The organism is Pseudoalteromonas rhizosphaerae (assembly GCF_028885455.1).
In the GTDB taxonomy this organism is placed as follows: Bacteria; Pseudomonadota; Gammaproteobacteria; order Enterobacterales; family Alteromonadaceae; genus Pseudoalteromonas; species Pseudoalteromonas rhizosphaerae.
The window spans coordinates 2,096,929-2,115,696 of sequence record NZ_CP118496.1 but is presented as its reverse complement, the minus strand read 5'-3'; the positions used below and the strand labels follow the sequence as shown (position 1 = coordinate 2,115,696).

The 18,768-nt window shown below is 41.1% G+C and carries 12 protein-coding genes and 1 CRISPR repeat array; of the genes, 1 reads left to right on the top strand and 11 read right to left on the bottom strand.

Annotated features, from left to right (window positions below):
* Complete coding sequence (locus tag PVK79_RS08960) at positions 1–2,778, bottom strand: ATP-binding protein (protein WP_257326475.1); 2,778 nt, start codon at positions 2,776–2,778, stop codon at positions 1–3.
* A gap of 76 nt (positions 2,779–2,854) precedes the next feature.
* Positions 2,855–3,742, bottom strand: coding sequence for a cation diffusion facilitator family transporter (locus tag PVK79_RS08955; protein WP_182759460.1), 888 nt, complete (start codon positions 3,740–3,742; stop codon positions 2,855–2,857).
* 217 nt (positions 3,743–3,959) lie between these two features.
* Here PVK79_RS08955 and PVK79_RS08950 point away from each other — a divergent pair, with 217 nt between their 5' ends.
* Positions 3,960–5,402 (top strand): sensor domain-containing diguanylate cyclase, encoded by a 1,443-nt coding sequence (locus PVK79_RS08950; protein ID WP_257326474.1) that lies wholly within the window; start codon positions 3,960–3,962, stop codon positions 5,400–5,402.
* A gap of 689 nt (positions 5,403–6,091) precedes the next feature.
* Positions 6,092–8,957: a CRISPR direct-repeat array (repeat unit 32 nt; unit sequence GTTTCAATCCACGCGCCTGCGTGAGGCGCGAC).
* A 180-nt stretch (positions 8,958–9,137) separates the two neighbouring features.
* On the opposite strand, the gene cas2 is transcribed toward PVK79_RS08950, so the two are convergent.
* The 9 genes from cas2 to PVK79_RS08910 all read right to left on the bottom strand — a co-directional run bounded on the left by cas2 (position 9,138) and on the right by PVK79_RS08910 (position 18,697).
* The gene (gene cas2, locus PVK79_RS08945; protein WP_257326473.1) at positions 9,138–9,431 is read right to left on the bottom strand and encodes a CRISPR-associated endonuclease Cas2; all 294 of its coding nucleotides are present in this window, start codon (positions 9,429–9,431) and stop codon (positions 9,138–9,140) included.
* A 36-nt stretch (positions 9,432–9,467) separates the two neighbouring features.
* Positions 9,468–10,499, bottom strand: coding sequence for a type I-C CRISPR-associated endonuclease Cas1c (cas1c, locus tag PVK79_RS08940; protein WP_257326472.1), 1,032 nt, complete (start codon positions 10,497–10,499; stop codon positions 9,468–9,470).
* A complete protein-coding gene (gene cas4 / locus PVK79_RS08935; protein WP_257326471.1) occupies positions 10,496–11,119 on the bottom strand; it encodes a CRISPR-associated protein Cas4 in 624 nt (207 codons plus the stop codon). Before cas4 ends, cas1c begins: the two co-directional genes overlap by 4 nt.
* 3 nt (positions 11,120–11,122) lie before the next feature.
* Positions 11,123–11,992 carry a type I-C CRISPR-associated protein Cas7/Csd2 gene (gene cas7c / locus PVK79_RS08930; protein ID WP_257326470.1) on the bottom strand — a complete coding sequence of 290 codons (870 nt, stop codon included), beginning with the start codon at positions 11,990–11,992 and terminating at the stop codon, positions 11,123–11,125.
* A 12-nt stretch (positions 11,993–12,004) separates the two neighbouring features.
* Complete coding sequence (cas8c, locus tag PVK79_RS08925) at positions 12,005–13,963, bottom strand: type I-C CRISPR-associated protein Cas8c/Csd1 (protein WP_257326469.1); 1,959 nt, start codon at positions 13,961–13,963, stop codon at positions 12,005–12,007.
* Entirely contained in the window at positions 13,960–14,664 is a 705-nt protein-coding gene (gene cas5c, locus PVK79_RS08920) for a type I-C CRISPR-associated protein Cas5c (RefSeq protein ID WP_257326468.1), read from the bottom strand. Before cas5c ends, cas8c begins: the two co-directional genes overlap by 4 nt.
* A 39-nt stretch (positions 14,665–14,703) precedes the next feature.
* On the bottom strand, positions 14,704–17,208 hold the full coding sequence (gene cas3, locus PVK79_RS08915) for a CRISPR-associated helicase Cas3' (protein WP_257326467.1): 2,505 nt from the start codon (positions 17,206–17,208) through the stop codon (positions 14,704–14,706).
* Positions 17,209–17,379, bottom strand: a complete 171-nt coding sequence (locus tag PVK79_RS23625) for a BrxR family helix-turn-helix transcriptional regulator (RefSeq protein WP_486660049.1) — start codon at positions 17,377–17,379, stop codon at positions 17,209–17,211.
* A gap of 100 nt (positions 17,380–17,479) precedes the next feature.
* Positions 17,480–18,697: a J domain-containing protein gene (locus PVK79_RS08910; RefSeq protein ID WP_257326466.1), complete on the bottom strand. Its 1,218-nt coding sequence runs from the start codon at positions 18,695–18,697 to the stop codon at positions 17,480–17,482.
* Between the last annotated feature and the right edge of the window lie 71 nt (positions 18,698–18,768).

The window sequence follows — 18,768 nt, the reverse complement described above, 5'->3', positions numbered from 1 at the left end:
TTAACTCAATGTATCAGCCCACTTTTTAAGGCATTGAAAAAGTTGGGCACGATCGACCGGTTTGGCAATAAAATCGTCCATACCCACTTCTAAACAACGTTTTTGATCGTCTTCAAAAGCATTAGCAGTAATGGCTATAATAACCACAGGGCCAAATTGAGCACCATTGTTACGGATTTCAGCTGTGCACTGGTACCCATCCATAATAGGCATTTGGCAATCCATCAAAATAATATCGGCCATGTTGTGTTGTAAGCACGCCAGTGCTTTTTCACCATCGTTAGCAACCTCTAAGGTGCAATGCGTATCACTGAGCATTTTAGCAATAACGATTTGATTGATTTGGTTATCTTCTACAAGTAATACTTTCAATCCAGTTAAATCAGGGATGTTTTGCTGTATGTCAACTTCGTCACTGAGTTGCGCCACTTCAACAGGAATGGTGATAGTAAAGCAACTGCCTTTGCCAATTTCGCTGTGTAATACAAGCTTGCCCCCCATTAACTGAACTATTCGCTTACAAATAGTCAAGCCTAACCCAGTGCCACCATATTGCCGCGTGGTTGAAATATCAGCTTGAGTAAACTCACGAAACAACGATGATTGCTGCTGCCCAGAAATACCAATGCCGGTGTCTGTTACAGCCACAGACAAATGATTATCAGCATAATCAATGTTCATCGTTATACTGCCAGTTTTCGTGAATTTCCCTGCATTACTCAACAAGTTATTGACAATTTGGCTTAACCTTAGTGAATCTAACTGCACTACATCCGGTACTGACGGGGCAATATTTAATACAAATTCAACGCCTGGCTGTACGCCAGTATTTGTAAACACCTGCGCTAACTGGGTAAGCAGTTTTCGTACATTAACTATATGAATATCTAGTTTGACCGCCCCCGCCTCAATTTTAGAAAAATCTAAAATATCGTTTAAAATCAATAATAGATTTTTTGCGCTTTGCTGTATCATTTGCAACTGTTCACGGTATTCCAACTTCACGTCATCAGCATTAAGTAAAATATCAGTCAGCCCCATAATACCGTTCAGCGGGGTGCGAATTTCATGACTCATATTCGCTAAAAATTGTGATTTAGCTTTACTGGCCTGATTTGCAGTTGCCACAGCTTTAACTAATTCATCTGTTTTTTCATTTACTTGATACTCTAACTCTACATTAAACTGTTTTAAATGCAGATTAAGTGCTGCATTTTCAGTATTTACTTGTTCTAGATCTTTAAAGTTGCTGGTCAATTTAAATGCTAAAGTTGCAAATTGCTGCTGTAAACTCAGTACTTCCAGCCACGCATTATTTTGAGTCTGTAAATCACTGATATCAGCTTTAGGATCAAAGGCATCGATTTGTTCGGTAAGCTCTTCTATTGGCCTTACCAACCAACGGCTCAACTGGGTGATAAAAATACTGATCAAAATAATCACCACAAAAGTCAGTAACAGTGATTGCCCCCACGCACTTGCCGCCACAAGATTGGCGTATTTACGTTTTAATAAGCTTGCCACATACCAGCCTTGATGCTGTGATAAATATATTTTTACGTAATATTGTTCACCATCAATGTCGGTGGTCATAATGGCTTGTTGATCACCTTTTAACTGGGTAAATTTATCTTCAGTGAGCTGAGTCAATACCGAATAATGATTAGGCAAGGTGCTAAATACCACTTGTTTTTTGGCATCAAGAATTATCAATTCACCATCATTATCAAATATGGTTGGCCTAAATTGCAAAAATGAGCCCAACACTAACGAGCCTTCAACAACTCCCTGAAAACGCCCGTTAATATGCACTGGTGCAGAAACACCCACAATAGGTTCATTACCAAATCCTCGGCCCCTAAAAACATTAGAAATATAGCCTGTTGGCGAGTCTTTACCTATTGTAAAGTAATCCCGATCGGCAACCGATAAATCGCTACCTTTTAAGCTTTCTTGTAAACTAAGTGGGTAAAATATCCGCGCAATTGCGTTTTCATCCGTAACCATTGATGTAAGAAAGTTAGGGTATAGTGCCATCAAATGACTCAGTGCTAACTGTTTATCAACCCCCTGCTCTATGGCTTTTGCAGTTAATACGATGCCACGGCGATAGTCATTTAAATACAGGTCAATTTTTTCGGCAATATCTTCAGATTTTTCAGAAAGCTGCGCCTTCACTTCGTATTCGATACGCGCGTAATGATTGTTGGTAAGTACAATGGAGGTTAATAACACCACTAAAATGATGAGAATGCTTACAATGTAATTAAGAATTTTATACAACGAATTTGGTCGCTTTTGCCATACCTGCTGAATAAAGAAAAAGCTCAATAAATCAATAACACATAAAACAATAGCGGCATTTAAGAAGTACTTAACTAAGGCTGTTACTATAGCAAGTATGGGTAGCTCAATGATAAAATAACCAATTAGCCCCAGCAGTGGAATACCTATTAACAGCCAATAAATAATACCGCGGATAAACAGCAGCCGCGCGGCTTTAAAGCTAAAGTGATACAGCCAAAGTACTTCACCAACAAATACGATTGATGGCCAACAATGCCCCCAGCGATAAAAAATAAAAGCCGCACTGATAGCGCAAGCAATTAACGCGTAGCGTAAGCCAATTAGCAACAAACAAATTAAAACAAAAAGCTGACCAAATAAAAATTCAGAGCTGTCTAGAAACCAAAATGGCAGTAAATTAACAAAGCCGGCCAACACGCCCAAAAGTATGGAGCAGCTAAATGCAAAATATCGATGCTGAGAAAACGGCAATGTTTGCTTCCGAATAAAATAGACTATATCTAAAAGTAAAAGAAAAAACGCATTTTGCCAAGTTAACTACTTGTATTTAATGCTGACAACCATGGCTTTCGATTTGTAAAACGCTATTACCAACATTAAATTGCTGGGCTAACAATTGCTCAACTTTAAGTCGACATGCTTCATCATGTTTTTCTTTAGTGCAATGTTGTTTAAGTACCACATGCGCCCCTACAACTAACTCCTTATCGCGGCGCATAACCGTAACATTATGTACATTTTCTACGTGCTCAACTTGCCCTATGGCACTTTCAATATCGGCCACATCAGGTAGTTTTGCTTTATTTAAACGCAGACCTTTAACACAACCAACAATTACTTTTACGCCTGTAAACAAAACAAATAACGCAATCAACATGCTTGATAAAATATCAATAACACTCCAACCCGTTAGATAAATAAGTATACCGGCGACAAACGTAGACACGGTTGAAATCAAATCAAAAAATGAGTGCAAAAATACCGCATAAACATTAAAGCTGGCCTTTCTACCTTTATATAATACCCATGCTGCGGCACCGTGAAATAAAAACCCTGTGGCAGCAATTACCGACATTAAATAACTATTGACAACGGGCCCTTGCCCTTCATGATGATGCATAAAGCGCTCGCCACCTTCGTATAAAATTACTAAACTGATCGCTAAATACAAACAGCCATTGATCAAACCACCTGTCAACTCTGCTTTTTGATAACCATCGTTGTAGTTTTTAGCTAAATGAATCGCTAAGCTCGATGCGATCAAAGCAATAAATAAAGAACTATTATGAACAAATAAATGCCCTGCATCGGCTAATACAGCAAGAGAGTTTGCATAATAGGCACCAATCACTTGGATAATCATAAATGAGCTAGTGATGGCTAATGCAATTAATAATCTACGTCGTGATGCTTGGTGAGTTGTAATGTCGGTCATGAAAGGCGGTTTTACCTGTGCTTTAGTGTGCTAAGAGTCATCATTCTAAAAAACGTTAAAAGAGTAATGATATACAGTATCAATTGTAGTACTTCCATCAGTCAAACGCACTAAAAACTTAATATCGAGTTAATTTATATATAAAACGGCTAATTAAAGTACCATTTTCTTAAAATTGAATGTAAGCTTAATTTGTTAATAGGAAGTTGGAAATCCAGTGAGACAGTATTCTGTAGACGAAATTTGGCAATCTTTACAAGCCTTACCACTTGCAATCGTATTGTTTGATCAACAAACAGACACGCTGCACGCCAATGCATTGAGCCAACAGTTACTAAATTTAATGCCGGCAATAAGTCCAGTAGAAAAAGCGTTTCAGCACTTATCTATTAAACAAACAGAAAACCACACGATTGTTGATTATCACACCTTTTTAACTCCCCAAAATAACACCGAACAAACCTATAATATCGCCACAAAACACACAATATCCTGTGTAACAGTCACCTACAGTCTAATTGGCCCACAATTAATGATGCTGGTGTTAAAATCACACTCATCGTGTTCTGTGCAAGCTGACTTTGACGAAGTAATAGCAAAAATATCAACGCAACTAATTGATATACAGATAGATAATCTAGACCAACAAATCGAAAGTGCTTTAAAAACCATAGGTACATTTTGTGATGCTGACCGCAGCTATTTATTTCAATTTAGCGAAGACGGCAAAGAAATGAGTAATACCCATGAATGGGTTAATACACAGATCAAGCCATTTAAAGAAAAGCTGCAAGGTATTCAGCAAGATTTACTACCGTACTTTTTTACTATGATGAACGAAAAGCACGTTTTTAATGTACCGAATGTTAATTTACTCCCTCCAGCCGCTGCAGCCGAAAAAGCTGAATTTGAATCCGAAGGGATCAAATCTGTTTTATGCATTGGGCTTCGCTCTGAGAACTCCTTGTTTGGTTTTATTGGCTGTGATTGCGTAACACATATACGCCACTGGACCGACACCGATCTTATGCGGATCAAACTGGTGGGTGAAATTATTGCCAATGCACTCAAAAACGTTCTGTATAAACAACGCTTAGAGCAAGCTCAACAACAATTACTATTGGTCAACCAAGAACTGCAATCACAAGCAAACCTCGACAGCCTAACAAATATCGCCAATCGTCGCTGTTTTGATCAAACATTACTTAATGAAATTCAACGTGCAACACGCTCAAATCAACCATTGAGTTTAATCATTTGTGATATCGATTATTTTAAACTTTATAACGACAATCATGGCCACCAGCAAGGCGATGAAGCGCTCAAACAAGTTGCCCATGCACTACATAACTTATGTAAGCGACAAGGTGATTTAGCAGCCCGCTACGGCGGAGAAGAATTTGCAATTGTGTTACCCAGCATTGATAAAACCCACTGTTTAAAATTTGCCAGATTACTGCAACAGCAAATTAGTCAACTAAATATCCTGCACCCAAATTCAAACATCGCCGACCACCTCACCCTCAGCATCGGATGTTACAGCTGTACACCAGATAAACATACCACCGCAGATATGATGATCCTCGCCGCCGACAGCGCACTCTACGTAGCAAAAAAATCAGGCCGCAATCAAATTCAAATCTTTGATAAAGAGCATTAGAGCCATGTATTCGTAGCAGCGAGTTTACCTCGCGACAAATCAAAGTGAACTTAATTTCAAATAAACCGCGCTGTTAACAATCCATCCATGGGGCTTGGTTACGTCGGTCATTTCCTAAATGGATTTAGGTACTTAGATTTTGTCGGGAACAAAAATCTGCCATAACCTCACGTCCTCAGGCTGCACTCTTTACTAGATATGTCGTTTACTTTAGGCTTCCTGCCCTTCGCCATAAAGGTCTGCTTCGCAGTTCAAAAATATTCCCGATATTTTTGTCGGTCCATCGTCACCTAAGCTGCCTGTGTCGTAGGCGCTAAACTTGCTGGCGCACAAATATACAACACCATTTTCAATATTATCCACCGTAGGCGCTAAGCTTGCTGGCGCGACAGTACTTCAAATAAACCAATAGGTTAACAATCCGTCCATGGAGCTTGGTTACATCGGTCATTGCCTAAATGGATTTAGGTACTTAGATTTTGTCGGGAACAAAAATCTGCCATGACCTCACTTCCTCAGGCTGCACTCTTTACTGGATATGTCGTTTACTTTAGGCGTCCTGCCCTTCGCCATAAAGGTCTGCTTCGCAGTTCAAAAATATTCCCGATATTTTTGTCGGTCCCTCGTCACCTAAGCTGCCTGTGCTGGACGCTACAAGTGATTCCCATAGTTTGGGTGTGTGCTAACGGGTTTCAGTCCACGCGCCTGCGTGAGGCGCGACACAATCTAATCTAAATATACGTTTATCCGATTTTGTTTCAATCCACGCGCCTGCGTGAGGCGCGACTTATAAATGGCATTGCTATGCACTTTAGAGGTCTTGTTTCAATCCACGCGCCTGCGTGAGGCGCGACATTCCTGTCTGAGCGTCTAATTGATGATTTCGAAGTTTCAATCCACGCGCCTGCGTGAGGCGCGACAAACAGCTAAAAAGCTGGTGACAATGCACCTTTGGTTTCAATCCACGCGCCTGCGTGAGGCGCGACAGAAGTGTTTTTATTTGCACCTGATGGTTATGCAGTTTCAATCCACGCGCCTGCGTGAGGCGCGACATCTGCACAATGAGGCTCGCAAGTATCAAGCGGGTTTCAATCCACGCGCCTGCGTGAGGCGCGACAAGCACAATTAATGACGACAACTCATACGAAATTGTTTCAATCCACGCGCCTGCGTGAGGCGCGACGCTGGACATTGGACAACAACGGTCGTGTGACGGGTTTCAATCCACGCGCCTGCGTGAGGCGCGACAATACAGCTAGTAAATCACTATAAGTTACAGTTGGTTTCAATCCACGCGCCTGCGTGAGGCGCGACTCATTTGGCGGCGTAAATATAGCTCAAATAACAGTTTCAATCCACGCGCCTGCGTGAGGCGCGACGCTAATAGATCGTAAAAAAAACCACGAAATAAACGTTTCAATCCACGCGCCTGCGTGAGGCGCGACATCACGCGCTCGAGTGGCAGAGCAGCTAGCAATTGTTTCAATCCACGCGCCTGCGTGAGGCGCGACAACCGCAGTCGATAATATAGACAGCTTAATTGCTGTTTCAATCCACGCGCCTGCGTGAGGCGCGACCTATTTGTTTATTTATCAAGATAAATCACAGCTTGTTTCAATCCACGCGCCTGCGTGAGGCGCGACTATAGCAGGGTTTAAACGCTCTTTAAACACACTTTGTTTCAATCCACGCGCCTGCGTGAGGCGCGACGCAAGCTCATTGGCTTTTAGAGGGCTAGTAAAAAGTTTCAATCCACGCGCCTGCGTGAGGCGCGACTTGCCGCTTATCTTTTATGTAAAAACCCTCAGCTGTTTCAATCCACGCGCCTGCGTGAGGCGCGACACCACGGCCAGTGGAAAATGCTTTGATGCAGATGTTTCAATCCACGCGCCTGCGTGAGGCGCGACGTAACTGCCAACGCACAGCAGCAGCTATCATTACGTTTCAATCCACGCGCCTGCGTGAGGCGCGACCAAACAGGTGGTGCAACATCGTCGTATAAAGGCGTTTCAATCCACGCGCCTGCGTGAGGCGCGACACACACACACACACACACACACACACACACACACGTTTCAATCCACGCGCCTGCGTGAGGCGCGACGCCCGTTGCCCACACAGTATCTATAAAAGTATTTTGTTTCAATCCACGCGCCTGCGTGAGGCGCGACGTTGATTTAAATTTCTACCAATTGCCTTTAACTGGTTTCAATCCACGCGCCTGCGTGAGGCGCGACCAGCAACTCTTTTACACTTGCATCACCATCAAAGGTTTCAATCCACGCGCCTGCGTGAGGCGCGACCTAATTAACCCTACGGTTGATATGATTTGCATAGTTTCAATCCACGCGCCTGCGTGAGGCGCGACAAATGCCCATCAATATGCAAATCATCATCAAGAGTTTCAATCCACGCGCCTGCGTGAGGCGCGACGATTACTAAACCGTTAAAAGGTTAACGTATTGGCGTTTCAATCCACGCGCCTGCGTGAGGCGCGACATTTTCATTTACACCACGGCATTCAACGTTAATAGTTTCAATCCACGCGCCTGCGTGAGGCGCGACAGAGCTGCAGCGATTTAATTTTGTAAGATTAAGGTTTCAATCCACGCGCCTGCGTGAGGCGCGACTGACTCAAAAGTTTTTGGCACTTCTGCATATTGAGTTTCAATCCACGCGCCTGCGTGAGGCGCGACATGTGCCAAATTGCGCTTATACTGGCCTCAATCGGTTTCAATCCACGCGCCTGCGTGAGGCGCGACCCATCTGATTTATCTTTACTTTCATTATTAGATGTTTCAATCCACGCGCCTGCGTGAGGCGCGACTCCCCCCTTGTTCCGCTTGGTCTGCCTGTAACCTGTTTCAATCCACGCGCCTGCGTGAGGCGCGACTTTCTCAGGTACCTTATCTCCATCACTATCAATAGGTTTCAATCCACGCGCCTGCGTGAGGCGCGACAGCTGAAAAACCCTCTTTAGCAAAAGCTATTTTTGTTTCAATCCACGCGCCTGCGTGAGGCGCGACGCTCTGATCTGGCGATCTCATCTGTGGGGGCTGTGTTTCAATCCACGCGCCTGCGTGAGGCGCGACCTTTCGCTGCACTTGCTGCGCTTGCCTGTTGCTGTTTCAATCCACGCGCCTGCGTGAGGCGCGACTGCAATTGCTCTAACAAGCGCCATAACACCTGTTTGTTTCAATCCACGCGCCTGCGTGAGGCGCGACCAATAAGCAGGGCCAAACTGTGTAGCTGCATCAGTTTCAATCCACGCGCCTGCGTGAGGCGCGACTTGCACCTGTATTTTCATCGTAAGGCTTGCCATTGTTTCAATCCACGCGCCTGCGTGAGGCGCGACCACCGGTAACATCAGAAATAGCACCCAACAAGTTAGTTTCAATCCACGCGCCTGCGTGAGGCGCGACGCCCGTTACATTTGGATCTAGTTCATCTGGCTCTTGTTTCAATCCACGCGCCTGCGTGAGGCGCGACAAATAATTCACTGTTTTTAATATCTACCCAAAGTGTTTCAATCCACGCGCCTGCGTGAGGCGCGACTGCCTCAAATAAAAGGCATAGCTAGCCTAGCATAATTAATAATATGCCGCTAACCGCATAGGTAACATAGTAATAAAACAATCATTACATTGTTACTTATAAAAAATTCCTTGCTTTTAAAGAGCTTAAATAATCGCTAGGGCCCCCACTTTTTGATGAGAACAAGGGGTTAGCGCGAGTTTATAAAATTAATGTGTCTCTAAAAATATCTATGGCGACTTTTGCACCATGATGCTCGACTTTACTTTGCCAATTTTTACCTAATTTATAAAACCTTAGGCTGTCAAAATCAGGGTCGTAGATTGAAAGTAGTTTTTCCTTGAAAATAAGCCATTGCGTTGAGTCAACCTCACACTCAAAAACAGAATATTGAACTCGCATACCATAATCTAAGCACACTTTTGCCAAATTACGTAGTCGTCTCTGCCCTCCTTCATTTTCAAAAGAAACATCATAAGTTACTAATATCATCATTGTACTATTTCCTTATAAATGAGTTTATTTAAGTGATTACTTTTGCACATAATAAGCAGGGTACTTAGTCAAATCACCTCGAATATGACGTGCAAGCAACATAGCTTGTACGTGTGGTAGGAGCCCAACTTGTATTTTTTCGCCTAAAAAAGGGTGCGTTATTTCTTCTTGCTTCTTTGTTTGATAAGCCTGAAAAACCAATCGCCTTGCATCATCTTTGAGGGTGAAACCGCCTAATGCATCTTTAGTAAAATCTTTGCTACTAAGTTGCTTATTATTGAATAACTTTATAGTTATGCTATCCACAATGCTCGCTCTAAATTCCTCAAGTAAATCTAACGCTAAGCTATTGCGTCCAGGTCGTTCTTTATGTAAAAAGCCTATTTGAGGGTCAAGTCCTACACCTTGTAAAGCACCACTTATTTCCTGCCCTAAAACGGAGTAAAGTAGTGAAAGTACGGCATTAACAGGGTCTTTGGGCGGACGGCGGCTGCGGCCTTTAAATAGTACATTATCTTTATTTGGTTTTATTAGTTCGCCAAATATTGCAAAATAATGCGATGCGGCTTCGCCTTCTAGCCCTAATATCGTTTGGTAGTCATTTATATGAGGTAACTGAGCAACGATTTGTTTAAGTCGATCTATTGCTTTGGTTAATTTTACTGAATCACCATGATTTCGCCTATGACGCATTAATAATACGCGAGATGAGCGAACTTTAGCCCCTACACAAGTTTTAGCAATATCGAGCGCTTGTTCATTTTGAACACTAAATTGTTGGCGTCTAAGTAATACGTTTCCCGTTTGCTTGCCGACAACATTGGCTAAAAATTTACCATGCATATCAAAAAAAGCTAAATGGGTGCCACTTTCACCACAAAACCCAAGTAGTTGTGGTGATACCATAATATTGCCAAAACAAAATATACTGCCAATAGAGTGAATTGGTATTTGCAATAGTTTTTCTTTTTTGCCTTCAATCCGTTGCTCTATTAACAAAGTATCTCGTTGCTTATGTAAGTAAGCTCCCTCTTTTGTGATGTATAAACAATTTTGTAATTTTTTCATTCATCATCCATGTTAAATAAACGCGTAATATAACGCGATGAGCTATCTTTAGTTATGAGCTCAGGTTGGCAGATTTCATTTAAAGAACATGCTTTACAATGCTTGCCAAATATTGGGGATGGCGTTTTAGCACTATAAAACATGGTTTGAATATCTGAGATCAGTGTTTTGGTTTGCAAACGTAATGCTTCATCAATGTCTACAGTAAGACGTTTGCGTGTTTGCCAATACCATAATGCTCCCTGATTAACATCTACACCTAGCATTTCTTCTATGCATAAAGCTTGCGCGCACAATTGCACTTTATCAACATTATTAGCTTTGGGTTTACCACGTTTATATTCCACAGGCATAAATTGATTAATTGACGCTTGATATTCTAATAAATCAAGCTTACCGGTTAACCCTAATTGCGGGGCATTAACTGTCACCCCTCTTTCAAAACGTACTCCCTTACGTGTTTCAGGCCCACCGTGATCTACTCTTTCGTGTAATTGGCGACCATGCGCCGTTAAAAAGTTTTCTTGCCATACTTGCTCTAAATGGATCAGCGCACATTGGCGCTGACAAAATAAATAGTGTTGTAAGGCTGAGATAGAAATTAAGCGGGCCTCATGCATAATTTAAAACCCTTCTATCACTTCTGTTTTAAGATCTTTAAGAGCTGGGGTTAATGAATCATTTAAAGCCGCAGTGTTAAGTGGCAAGCCTTGTTCAATATGGTCACGTAATGTTTGATGCACTTTAGCCGATGAGTACTGCCCAGACTTAGAATTATGTTGCCACCATATTAAATGTGAAACTGCCATTGAGCCCTCTGGACGTGCTGATGATGCATCGCCTTCAAATAGTTTAGTAAGTACTTCTTTTATTTTTGCAGCATCTTCATCACTGAATGTTGTTTTTTCTGCTAACTGCGGAGTCATTGCGCCAAAAGCAACGTACATTGCACTATCAACACGGTGTTTCATTCCCATGGTATCGGATGATTTTTTGCTGCCATCGCCTTCACCACTCACACTTTTGGTGATTTGCGTGCTTGTGATACTTACAGGCTCTAAGCTAAATGCACTTTGGATGGTTACAGGCCCACGAATGGGGATAGAAACGCCGTCTTTGTTAGCTCCTTTAAACGCGAACACTTGCCCAAAAGCACGTACATCAAGCCATTTTTCACAGCATTTTTTAGCGGCTTCATCTACTGGCGTTTTCTTACTATTAAATGCGTCTTTCCCTAGACCAAAATCATCCGATTCAGCGCGGTTGCGTAGGCTTGTCATACCATCTGTTTTTTTCTCATCTGATTGGACAAAAATACTGTCTCCCGCTTCTTGTAATCGGTCACGGATTTTACGTTTTAAACATACATCGGTAATTTCGCCAAAACCGTCGTAGTCGGTACGTGGGCGATTACCATTTAATGGATCGCCATTTGGGTTGGCATTTTGAACTTTAAAAATAATTGCGAAATCGATTTTATTGGATAAACTCATTAGATAGTCCTTTTATAATACTTGTGTTGGTTGTTCTTCTGCTAATAATTCAGAGTCCGTTTTATTAACCCACTCACCTTTAACTACTTTATGCTGCTCTAACCATAACATTTGGCTGTGAAAACCAAGTAAAAATTCCGGTGATAGCTTTTTATCTGATGTAAATTCATCTATTTCAAACATATCAGTAATGCTCGAAACTAATTTTTTAGTCGCACTATCATACCCCGAGAGACGACTATGTAACCGTTGCTGGTATGGCTGTAAAGCAGTTGAAATAGTTAGCCATGTAGACGCAGGTTTACTAACAAAACGATTCATATAGCGCTCTGCTGTAGTAAGCCTGTTGCCTTCACCAATCGAAAGTGCCACTTGTTCAATTTTATTTGCTGTTGCTAACAATCTGCCAAATAAATAATCACGCGAGGCATAAGTCTCTTGTAATGCCATGTTATAGTCCTTTTTATGTGTTAGGTTTGCTGTACGCTTGCAATACCCTTTGTACAGCGCGCACGCAATACCAAGGTTTTGTAACCACAGCCAAGTTTGCTCTGATTTATAAGCAACGCGATTGGTTGCCCGCTGAAAAGCATTATTTACAATGTCGATAGGAATGGGTTGCCCTTCAACAATACAGGGGTAAAGCCGTGCGACAAGGTTCTTTTTTAATGTCTCAGATGACTTTAAAACATCACCATATACGCTATCGAGTACTTTGTATAAACTAGGTGCACATGGCAACCACGTGGCTCTTTCATTCTTTTTCACACGCTGCCACCAGCCTAAATCCCATTGCCACTTATGGAGCTGATCAATAAATTCTTGAGCAATGGTTTCTCGGTAATAAATAATTCCCATTCGCCCTGGTGTTGCTGAATCTAAACCTAGTAATGCAATTTGCTCGTTGGCTTCTAATTTATTATGGCCAACCATGCCTGAGAAATAGCGATTCAACTGTTCGGCGTAACTCTCTCCTAGGTTTTTTTGGTGATCAACCTCCTCTGTACTGGCAAATAAATTCATCAAGTTTAATTCTGTAGGAGCAGGCGTTTCTTTTCCAGATACAGCCCATGCAAGGTAAACCTGTTCGCCTGTTCTATACCCTTGCTTGGCTAACAGCCAACGCAATGCATTATGAGCTTTTTGGGTCACTTCAAAACTGACATTCGCAGCATCATTAACGGTTAAAAATTTTCCTCTAAACGTAAAGCCGCTGGTATCATTCGCTGAAATTAGCTTTGCTTTATCACCACTGTGGCGAATTTTTGAAGGGTGATTAGTCGCAACGACTTGTTCATTACCAGTAACAAAACACAATGCTTTTTCACCACCATTTTGACTCTCATAGTCAATCCAGGATTGTTGGATTGTTTCATCCAGCCATGTTTTGCTTTGTGCGATGCCTTTGGTTTCAACACTCCAACAAACAAGCGCTGAGCCTTGGTCTAATTGACCTTTTTCTTTTGGTAGCACTTTAAATAATGCAGGTGCTTCCCCATCATCCTGCCACTGTGTTAAAAGTTGATTATCATGTGCAAACATAATTTTTGCAGCAATCAAATCTTTAACTAATTGGCCTTTTTCAACATAGCTAAGTATTGCTTGCACCGCATTATGCTTAAAATCGGATGCAACCCAATTACGTAACTGGGTTAAATACAAATCAAAACCCGGCTTTTTTATGCCACCAGATGCAGCGTAATCCCCAGCTACATATTGTATTTTGTCGGCTAGAGCATGTGCACATAAGCCGCTACTTCTACCTGCTGATTGCTCTGTGGCAGGTAATACTACTTGCGTTTTTTCTAACACTTGTGCTCTTAAAAATTCACCTTTGTCGTTAATTACTACATGTACATGTGCATTTTGCAGTGTATGACTGATTGGCATCACTTGCTGATCAATAGGTAAATCATCGTAGCGTATTTTTGCCTGTTCATAGGTTTCATAGAGTTTTGTAAGCCAACTCATAATTGTGCCTCCAGCTGCATGACTGGTTGCAAGTTCTGATCTAAGTCGAACTGCTTGGCGTGCATTTCTTTGACAAACCGCGTTATCGGGCACGCCTGCGTTTTAGGGTATTCAATTACGCCATATTTCATGTGTGCATGCCAAAACCGACTAATTAACTCATTTTTTCCCGTTTCATCTGGGTAACCAAAACTATGGAACATTAAGCCAAAACCAAGCTCGTCAATCTGATCATATGCTCCTTCCCCATGACCAAATACACAGGGTTCAACATATCCCTGGCAATCTCGAGTACCTAAAAATATATCTTGGCGACCACCTTTTTCGAGCATACGTTTTGCTATTGAAAAATGTTTTCCAGCAACTCGGTCTTGCGCTAGTTCTGGGCGATGTTCGTTCCATTCAAAATGCGCTTCAATTTGATATTCCACCTCATGTAAAAAGGTATAAAATGCGAGCGTATTCCCGCCGCCCCAATTTAATGGTTTGGTGCCTTTTGTTTGTGTTCGTAGCGGTTTTATTACCCTTACTCTATCAACATGCCATATTAGGGTGGGTTTCCAATAAATGGATTTAAGTACACCTTTTATAGCCTCGTAAGTGGGTATATGGTAGGAGCACTTCTCACCGCCCACTTTGGTGATTGGATCGGTAAATAATGCATACCTTCCCCATAATCGAAAACTAATGCTATTTTTCACTCAGTTCTCCTTGTTGTTACAAGCAGCTTTGCTTGTCCCTTATAAAATAAAATCTTCTTGTGTGTTACTTGTTTCTGTACTTAAACCAAAGTCATCACTATAAAACTCGTCTAACAGATAATACACTTGCTCATCATTACCTATTGTATAAACAGCATGCATATCCACCAGCTTAGCCCATACATTAGGAAATAAATTGACGCTGTATTTTTGGCTGCGCTTTAATAGTACTCGGTATTCAGCGGCATTAAAGCGGGTATCGAGCGCGCACAACTCTGTAATAATACTTTTAGCTTCTTCGTTATAAGGTACGATAACTGAATGGCTTGGTGCATCAATCGCTTTAAACGCTTTTGCGGCATCCATAAATGCATGTTTTAATGGAAATTGTGATTCATTAATATTGTTTTTATTACAGCTTAAAAGGTCTAACAACGTTTGTTTACCTTTGGTAAACCCTGATTTTGTAATGCTGTAAGGCATTTCATCTGCACGCTCATAAAAGTAATATTCAAAGTAACGAGTCATTGCTTGGGGAGAAAGTAACTGTGTATCATCAAACTCACCAATGATACGCTTCGTTGCGTCAATCCCGATTTTAATGTCGTGTAGCATGCCGATATTTTCTTGTTCAGGGTTTACCACTATCACTTTGGCGCTATCACGAAAACCATGACGATTACAGCGCCCTGCGGCTTGAGCTATTGAATCAAGCCCTGCCATAAAGCGCACCACACAAGAAAAATCAACATCAACACCGGCTTCAATTAATTGGGTACTAATACACAACGTTGGCAAGCCATTTGCCAGCCTTGCTTTCACATCACTTAAAAGTGCTTTTCGGTGCGCAGCACACATGCCCGTACTCAAGTGATACACATTGACTTGCTCATCAACCTGTACTTTTAATGCCATAAAAAGGCGTTTTGCCCAGTCTTTAGTATTAACAATAACAAGGCAACTTGTCACAATTTGTAGTTGTTCAACAATCAATTGTATTAAATCACTTTCACTCCAGCCGCCATCACGGGTTAAGTTTGTTACTTGTACACGTTCAAGTACGTTATAAAGCGTAGTGATATCAGGTGTTAATTCGTTAGCAGGCGTTAATGCTAATTGCCCCAACATTGCTTTTTCATTCGGAAGCTGGTGAAGTAAAGGCTGAGTAGCAGTGCACATCACTGCGGTTGTTTTACAAAATCGTGTTAAATAATTTATGGTGTTATTAAATAAGTGCACGCAGCGAATGGGTAACGTTTGTATTTCATCAAATACTAGTACTGCATTACTCATTTGGTGGAGTCTTCTTGCGCCTCGGGTACCGCTGCCAAATGTACTTTCTAAAAATTGCACCATGGTCGTTAGCACAATCGGGCGATCCCAATTTTCGGCAGCTAACTTTGAGCGCCAGGTTTGTAATTCAGGCTCTAAGTTTGAGTGATGCTCTAACACCCAACTTTGCTTATTTTCATCATCAAGCACCTTGCGTATTGCATCGGCATTTTGTTCAATAATGGAGGTGAAAGGAATGATGTATATAATGCGATCAAGGTTATGTTTTTTTGCATGATGTAATGCAAAGCGAAGGCTGGCATATGTTTTACCACCTCCAGTGGGCACTGTTAGACTAAATATACCCTGTGGATCCTGTGCACGAGTGAGACAATTATTAGATATGTCTGCACGTATAGCATCAATCGGTCTATCAGCTGAAAACTGTGCTACAAAACGCTCAATTTTATTGCAAGCCTTCTTCCAATCAGCCACTTGATTACGCTCAGGTTTATTATCAGGGTTTTCGAAATCAGCACTGTCGATTCTGTCAGCATCTATCAAACAACTAAACAATAATTTAGTGTACATGCCTAGATAAAAATCATGCTCTACCGTGCTTAAATTAAATGCAGTGAGTGATGTTTTTAAGAAAATAGTAGCATTAAGCAGCAAGCCCTTTGTCGCTATTTGTTGTGCCTTTTCAATTACGGTTACATCCGCATTTTTTACACACTCATTAAAATGCGCTTCTTCTTCACTTTTCAACATTCGTTTTGCAAAGCCGCCTGTCGGCTCAGGTAGATTATTTATTAAACCACTATGATGCGAAACTACGCATAAACTAAGTATTTGTAAAATAGCCAATGCATACATTTGTAAACTTGGATCTTCTTTACAAACAGATGATAAGTGAGCTTGAAGTGCTTTAGCTATCCACTGGGCTCCCGCAGTGGAGTGATCAATAGAGCCTTTTAATTGTTTAGAGCTTATACCATCTAAATCAAGGTCATAATATTCTGATTGCTCATTAATAATTATCTGCATATAGCGCTGAAATGCACTGCTATATTTGCCAAAATCATGTAATAAACCAATTAATTCGGCAATATCTTCACAATGAAACTTTTTAGCGATATTTGCCGCTATTTTGCTAACAGAAAATAAATGTGTATTTACTGATTGATGTAGTGAATCAGCAAAGCTTGGGTGAGCAATTGCAACTTTTTGTATTGCGTTTGTATTTAAATTACAGAGATTGAAGTCGTCCATTCAAATCGATTCCAAAAGTAAGAAAAAATGCGGTTGGCTTATAACAAAATGCCGCTGCAAATGATTGGTTGTCAGGCGTCCTTCCCATTGAATAATGAGCTCTATAAAATGAAAGCGTTGTTGGATATTGTAGTTAAGTGGATGGCTATTTTGATCGGTTGTTTCAACCATGCGTTCCCTGCACTATTATTTTTTATTATTATTCAAAGTTATCAGAAAAACCATTGATTACAAGCAGAATTCCTTTTCTGTCCTAACGGCTTGTTTTAGATCAAAAATTAAACATGCTTTCGAGTGCGGCCTCTAATGACATGGGCATATGGCGTTTATCTAAAATCCGATCGTTTAGTTCTTCTTTGAGTACTTTTACTGTTGTGCAATAGCCTAAGCGTTCTGCAATTTCATCGCATTCATTATTTAAAGCTGCGATATGATCTGCAAAGTTTTCTTTGATCTGTGCTTTACTACGGCCATTAAATTTACGCCATACGAGTGTATGCTCATCGTTGCCTTCTTTTTGCCTGCGATGAAGCGCATTTAGCTCGGCTATTTTATTTTGCAGTAACGGCACTAGGTTTACTTTGGTTTCTTCGTCAAAGTCTACATCATCGTCAATATGCTTTATATAAAGCTGTAATAAGGTAAAGCCATCTTTTGCTTTACGTGCTTCGCCTAATTGCTGCATTAGCTCGTGCTTTTGGGCTTTTTTAGTTGGGTCTGGCTCTTTATCAGGGTGTAATTTTGACGCTAAGCGTTTATACATTTTATTAAGCTGTGAGCTTTTAAATAGCTTTTCTAATTTTGCATCAGTCTTTTGCTGTTTAATTTCATCACGATCAAACCGTTCATATTGGTCAAAAAAGTCGTCCCAATCTTCATCGCCTTCGCTTTGCGCATCGCCGGCATTAAAGGGATCATCTGTGCTATCTGAATCATGCTCTTTGTTATCACCAAAACCTTGTTCATCCAGGTGTTTATAGAGCAGTTGAGGATCAAGCGCAATTTCCTTTAATTGTTCATCGGTTAATTCTAAACCAGGAAAATCTTGCTGTAGCATGGTTCTGAACACACCCAACTCTGATGAGGGGATGTCGTTTATCGCTTCTTGATTGTGTTTACCTAGATGTGATTTAAAAGTGTGTGATATTGCCTCCATATCTAAGTCACCAGTAAACGGGTGGCTTGCTAAGTAATCTAAATCTGCATTTATCCAATCCACAAGTTCATTTCGCTGCTCATCGGTTAAGCTCTTACGTGGAATAAATTGGCTCAAATGACAAATCTGCTGTGCAATCATCTGTGCTTGATACTGCTCGTGCGGCTCTACTTGCTCTTTGAACTGAGTAAATAAGCCTTGCTTTTTAGTATCAAAATTAGCATTACGCTTAGTGTGCTTTTCTATGCGTTGCCATAGACGCTCTAACTCAGAGCTTGGTTTTGCTGTGGTGTGTTGTTTTACATTTTGTAAAAAAGTAGTGTTTGCCTTCATAACAACCCATTTGTGTAAATATATACAGGCATACTAACATTTTATCATTGCACTGAAAAAGGCGTATTGAC

What these genes read in the sequence shown, in the direction of transcription:
- PVK79_RS23625 (WP_486660049.1), bottom strand. Translation starts at nt 17,379, where the DNA reads ATGGTTGAAACAACCGATCAAAATAGCCATCCACTTAACTACAATATC.
- PVK79_RS08910 (WP_257326466.1), bottom strand. Translation starts at nt 18,697, where the DNA reads ATGAAGGCAAACACTACTTTTTTACAAAATGTAAAACAACACACCACA.
- PVK79_RS08955 (WP_182759460.1), bottom strand. Translation starts at nt 3,742, where the DNA reads ATGACCGACATTACAACTCACCAAGCATCACGACGTAGATTATTAATT.
- cas1c (WP_257326472.1), bottom strand. Translation starts at nt 10,499, where the DNA reads ATGAAAAAATTACAAAATTGTTTATACATCACAAAAGAGGGAGCTTAC.
- cas3 (WP_257326467.1), bottom strand. Translation starts at nt 17,208, where the DNA reads ATGGACGACTTCAATCTCTGTAATTTAAATACAAACGCAATACAAAAA.
- cas7c (WP_257326470.1), bottom strand. Translation starts at nt 11,992, where the DNA reads ATGAGTTTATCCAATAAAATCGATTTCGCAATTATTTTTAAAGTTCAA.
- cas8c (WP_257326469.1), bottom strand. Translation starts at nt 13,963, where the DNA reads ATGAGTTGGCTTACAAAACTCTATGAAACCTATGAACAGGCAAAAATA.
- cas4 (WP_257326471.1), bottom strand. Translation starts at nt 11,119, where the DNA reads ATGCATGAGGCCCGCTTAATTTCTATCTCAGCCTTACAACACTATTTA.
- cas2 (WP_257326473.1), bottom strand. Translation starts at nt 9,431, where the DNA reads ATGATGATATTAGTAACTTATGATGTTTCTTTTGAAAATGAAGGAGGG.